Genomic DNA, 4,821 nt, shown 5'->3' with positions numbered 1-4,821 from the left:
CCGGACGACGCCGCACAAATCACGGACACCTGCTTTTTCATGCCCTTGGAGAACGTGCGCAGCTTGCTCTTTTCATCCAGTCCAAAATTGCTCATCAGACTGCGATAGCGATTTTCATCAAAGTACGGATAAATACTCTTGTAATAATCCTTCATATCCCGCGGCGTTGCGCCGGAGAAAAAATACTGTTCATCAGAAATCATAAAGCATTTCTGTTTGAGCGCGGTGTTTTCATATACTCCCGCGCCGTCAATTTGGATACTGCCCTGATCCGGCTGCAAAATGCCCGCCAGAATGCGTAAAAATGTCGATTTTCCCGCGCCATTGGAACCGATGAGTCCATAAATTGAACCGGTTTTGATTTCCGCGGTCACGTTGTCCAACGCCAGATTCTTGCCAAATCGTTTGGTCACGCCCTGTGCTTGAATCATAGCTGTTCCACCTCCATCAGCGATGTCAGAAGCGCACGCAGCTGTTCCCTGGTTACGCCAAAGTCCTTTGCCTGTTTGAGCAAAGAAAGTATCTCTCCTCGAATTTGTTCCAGCTTTTTGTTCTGGATACAGACTTGATTGCCGGATACAAAATTTCCTTTGCCGCGAACCGAATAAATTTCTCCGCGGCTGAGCAGCTCACTGTACGCTTTTTGCACCGTATTGGGGTTGAGCGACAATTCTACAGACAATTGCCGCACGCTGAGAATTTTCTCATCCGCCGCCAATGCGCCGCGCGCAATGAGCATCTCGAATTGCTCGACAATCTGCTCGTAAATCGGCCGTGGGTCATGAAAATCCAAATGAATCATGCCGTGCCTCCTTTCTATGTGTACTATCATAATTAGTACACTCAGTATAGCTTGCCCCGCAGGGAAAAGCAACTACAATTTGGTTACAAAAAAGGCAGCTCTTGCGAACTGCCCTTTTCCCCAGAATGGTTATATATCATCAACATCCAGATGCTCTGCATCCGATGCTGTCCCCGACTGTTCTTCTTTCTCGCGCTTGCGCAGGTTGCTCATAGTCTGCTGGGTGATATTGAGATACGAGGCAATGTGTTTGATTTTGATGCGGTCTACCAGACCCGGATACGTCCGTTTCATCCAGCGATAGCGATTTTCCGCGCAATATCGAGACAACGCTATTTTATGGTTTCGATGTCGATACAAGCTCAAATTCATACACGCAAGATAAATCTTCATGATTTCCTGATACTTGCCCATCAGCCGATAAATCTCTGAAATCGGCAGCGCAGCAAGTTCACTTTCTACCAATGCCTGTTCTGTAATCGTAGCTCTGCTCTCTTCCAGCAGATCACTGGCGATAATCTCTCCCGGCTCATAGACAAAGCAATCGGTAATTTCTTTTCCCTGCTCGCTAAAATAAAAGCCGCGGATAATGCCGCTGATGAGAAAATACACATTGGACTGCTTCTCTCCCTCGGTAATAATCTTTTCGCCTTTTTTCGCATGATATATCGTCATATGCTCCGCCATGTCACGCAGCATCTCTTTATCTGTAAGCTGATACTTCTGTTGAATCAGCCGAATTACTTCTTCCATTTTTCCATCCTCTACAATCAATATTAGATATTAGTTAAAAACAGTATACTCTCTTTTTCCCAAAATTGCATTCATCTATTTTCATTTTTTGATATTTTTTCTGTCAATTTTACTTTGCTGTCCGCCTATGCTATAATGCATAGAAAGAAACAGGAAAGGATTCTGTCACTATGGTTCAAATTGGTAACGAATGGGACGCGCTGCTCGCAGAAGAATTTGAAAAGGAGTATTATCTTCAGCTTCGCGACTTTCTCAAGCAGGAATATCAGTCTCAGCGCATCTATCCGCCGATGAAAGATATTTTCAACGCATTAAAATATACGTCATATTCCGATGTAAAGGTAGTCATCTTGGGGCAAGACCCCTATCACGGATTTGGTCAGGCGCACGGCATGTGCTTTTCCGTGCGCGCTGGTGTTCCAATGCCGCCATCCCTGCAAAATATCTTTAAGGAACTGCACGACGACATTGGCATGTTCCCGCCCGCCTCCGGCTGTCTGGTTCCGTGGGCACGAGAGGGCGTTTTGCTGCTCAACACGGTTTTGACGGTTCGAGAAGGACAGCCAAACTCGCATAAGGGCAAGGGCTGGGAGATTCTCACCGACCACATCATCTCTCTGCTCGGTGAGCGCGACCAACCGATGGTCTTCCTGCTGTGGGGATCCAATGCCCGCAAGAAAAAAGAGCTGATTCACAAACCACAGCATTTGATTCTGGAATGTGCGCATCCATCTCCGCTGTCTGCTTATCGCGGTTTCTTTGGATGCGGCCATTTTTCTCAGGCCAATCAATTCCTGTATGACCACGGCATGACGCCGATTGACTGGAATGTCGTCAACACCAAACCGGAGGATGCATCATGAGAAATCTGCTGGAATCGCTGCTTATTTTTCTCTTTTTGAATGAAATCATCCCGCTTTTGTATCAATGGCAGCTCGTCCAGCGGTCGAGCAATCCCCAAGTGCGGGAAATTTACGCCGCTTTGTCCCCTTGGAAAAAGATCACATTTGGTGCTGTGCGCGAAAAACTGCCGGCATTTCGCGGTCTGTTTGTCCTCATGCGCATCAGTATGCTGATTGGTGTTATAGGTGCGGTTGTCCTGCTCGTGCTGTTTTTTGCCGCATCGGAAGGGGTATTCCTGCTGTATACCCGCAAGCTGTGTCTGTTGAGTGCGCTCACGGCGGCTGTTGTCCATGTGGTCTATCTGGCACTGCGCGCCAAGTATCGAAATTGAGTTTCAGGCAAACAAAAAGAACCTTTCGTGTTTGTTGCGAAAGGTTCTTTTTCTGTTCGTTTGTATCAGTCTGCAAAATCCAGCTGATCTGCAAACCGCTCCTTGAAGATCTCATACACGCCTTCGAGGATTTCCTCGTCATCCACAGCGACATAGTTTTCCATCTCGTCGCCGTCCGATTCTACCGCAAGAATAACTGCTTCGCAGTCGCCGTCCTCTACTGGCAACAGCACAACATATTCTGCATTCTCGTAAGTGATCGAGTCAACGAGTTCGTATTCGATCTCTTCGCCGTTTTCATTGGTCAGGGTGATGATGCCTTCCTGCTCTTCCATAGCCATTTGTCTCGCTCCTTCCTACACAATACATGAAAAAATCCTTGTTTCTCTTATTATACTCATATGTCCTGCCGGTTTCAAGAGCCAGAGCATATTTTTCCAACACCTTGCACTTTTTAAATCATTTGTAAATTTTTGTTTTTCGCACGTACCTTTCGTCGAGAATATGCTATGATAAAGATATACACGCAGGAAGGGAGATCGTTGGAATGGATGTCCGTTTTACCCAGAATATGTATCCCAGTGCCGCTGGTGGAGATGCCAAAATATCATACTATGTCTTTCGCCCTGTCGGTGTAAAACTGCGCGGCATTGTACAAATCAGCCATGGCATGTGTGAATATTTCACGCGCTACACGGCTTTTGCCAAATATCTCTGTTCCCTCGGTTATATTGTCTGCGGCAACGACCATTTAGGACACGGCTCTTCGGTTCCGCCTTCCGGTACGTTGGGCTTTTTCGGTCATCATCACGGCTGGAGTGTGCTCATTGATGATGTTGCGACCTTGACAGATAAAATCAAGCGGCAATGGCCGCACCTGCCGTACTTTTTATTTGGACATTCTATGGGTTCCATGGTTGCCCGCCTGTATCTCGCACGTTACGGGCAGAAAATCGACGGCTGTATTTTAAGCGGCTCCCCTGCGCCGCACACAGTGACGCCGCTTGCGATTCAGATTGCCAATTCTGCCATCCGCACGCACGGCCCGTTATACCGCAGCTGTATGCTGAACAATTTGGTATTTGGCAGATATAACTCCCGCATTCCGAATTGCCAGTCTCCGTTTGATTGGCTGACGCGCGACCGCTCTGTCGTATCGCTGTACCAATCGGATGCCAAGTGTAATTTTATTCTCACAGCAGCAGGTTTCCGTGATTTGTTCTATCTGGAACAAAACTGCAATCGAATGCAAAGCATCAAAAAAACACCGGCAAACATGCCGATCTTGTTTTTATCCGGAGATGCTGACCCAACCGGCAATTATGGCATAGGGGTGCGCAAAATCGCGGCGACCTATCGCGCCGTCGGTTGTCATGACGTTGATGTCATTTTTTATAAAGGCAGCCGCCATGAAGTGCTCAATGAACTGAACAAAGAGCAGGTATACGGCGATATTAGCCGCTGGCTGGAAAAGCAGCTGCGCCACCTGCCAAAAGGATAATATAAATCGATACGCTCAGCCTTCCCTCCGGGGGAAGGCTTTTGTTTTACGCATAAACCAAACTTGGCTCTCCCTTTGGGAGAGATGTCGCGCAGCGATAGAGAGGGCTTGTACAAGCTCTCAACTCTCTGAGATTTGCCTGATACGAACCTGTTAGATCAGCCCTCTCAGTCATTTGCAAGGCAAATGACAGCTCTCCCAGAGGGAGAGCCAATCCAGCTCCCTCGTTGAGGGAGCTGGATTGCCGCGTTGCGGCAAGACTGAGGGAGTTTTTCCAGATTGACAAAATACGTATCAGATTGACTCTAAAGCATATCTGTTCGCGTGCTGCTCCTTCCGTCACGGCTGACGCCGCGCCACCTTCCTCAAAGAGGAAGGCTTTTAACTGTATAAAAAAACAGAGCACCTTTCGATACTCTGTCTCTTGGTGGGAGGTGGTGGATTCGAACCACCGAAGTCGTTGACAACAGATTTACAGTCTGCCCCCTTTGGCCACTCGGGAAACCTCCCATATTTACTTTGTTATGAAAT

7 protein-coding genes and 1 tRNA gene are annotated in these 4,821 nt (G+C 47.6%); 3 read left to right on the top strand and 5 right to left on the bottom strand.

Annotated features, from left to right (window positions below; genetic code table 11):
- From ACR0P9_RS07710 to ACR0P9_RS07700, 3 genes are all read right to left on the bottom strand, one after another.
- Positions 1-431, bottom strand: a 431-nt coding sequence (locus ACR0P9_RS07710; RefSeq protein WP_432618901.1) for an ATP-binding cassette domain-containing protein, incomplete at its 3' end; no start/stop codon positions are given.
- A complete protein-coding gene (locus ACR0P9_RS07705) occupies positions 428-802 on the bottom strand; it encodes a GntR family transcriptional regulator (protein WP_432618899.1) in 375 nt (124 codons plus the stop codon). The genes ACR0P9_RS07710 and ACR0P9_RS07705, both read right to left, overlap by 4 nt.
- 129 nt (positions 803-931) lie before the next feature.
- Complete coding sequence (locus ACR0P9_RS07700) at positions 932-1,555, bottom strand: Crp/Fnr family transcriptional regulator (protein ID WP_432618897.1); 624 nt, start codon at positions 1,553-1,555, stop codon at positions 932-934.
- A 170-nt stretch (positions 1,556-1,725) separates the two neighbouring features.
- Here ACR0P9_RS07700 and ACR0P9_RS07695 point away from each other — a divergent pair, with 170 nt between their 5' ends.
- Complete coding sequence (locus ACR0P9_RS07695) at positions 1,726-2,418, top strand: uracil-DNA glycosylase (RefSeq protein ID WP_432618895.1); 693 nt, start codon at positions 1,726-1,728, stop codon at positions 2,416-2,418.
- Positions 2,415-2,789, top strand: a complete 375-nt coding sequence (locus tag ACR0P9_RS07690) for a hypothetical protein (RefSeq protein ID WP_432618893.1) — start codon at positions 2,415-2,417, stop codon at positions 2,787-2,789. Before ACR0P9_RS07695 ends, ACR0P9_RS07690 begins: the two co-directional genes overlap by 4 nt.
- Before the next feature lie 65 nt (positions 2,790-2,854).
- Here the strand turns inward: ACR0P9_RS07690 and ACR0P9_RS07685 are convergent, their stop codons facing one another.
- Entirely contained in the window at positions 2,855-3,130 is a 276-nt protein-coding gene (locus ACR0P9_RS07685) for a DUF1292 domain-containing protein (RefSeq protein ID WP_432618891.1), read from the bottom strand.
- 206 nt (positions 3,131-3,336) lie between these two features.
- Here ACR0P9_RS07685 and ACR0P9_RS07680 point away from each other — a divergent pair, with 206 nt between their 5' ends.
- Complete coding sequence (locus tag ACR0P9_RS07680) at positions 3,337-4,290, top strand: alpha/beta fold hydrolase (protein ID WP_432618889.1); 954 nt, start codon at positions 3,337-3,339, stop codon at positions 4,288-4,290.
- A gap of 425 nt (positions 4,291-4,715) precedes the next feature.
- Here ACR0P9_RS07680 and ACR0P9_RS07675 read toward each other — a convergent pair.
- A tRNA-Tyr gene (locus ACR0P9_RS07675) sits at positions 4,716-4,800 on the bottom strand.
- Between the last annotated feature and the right edge of the window lie 21 nt (positions 4,801-4,821).

Origin of the sequence: Butyricicoccus sp., from assembly GCF_050872565.1 — a bacterium.
Classification (GTDB): domain Bacteria; phylum Bacillota; class Clostridia; order Oscillospirales; family Butyricicoccaceae; genus Butyricicoccus_A.
Note: the sequence above shows the minus strand (reverse complement) of the source record. Positions and strands in the feature narration are given on the sequence as shown.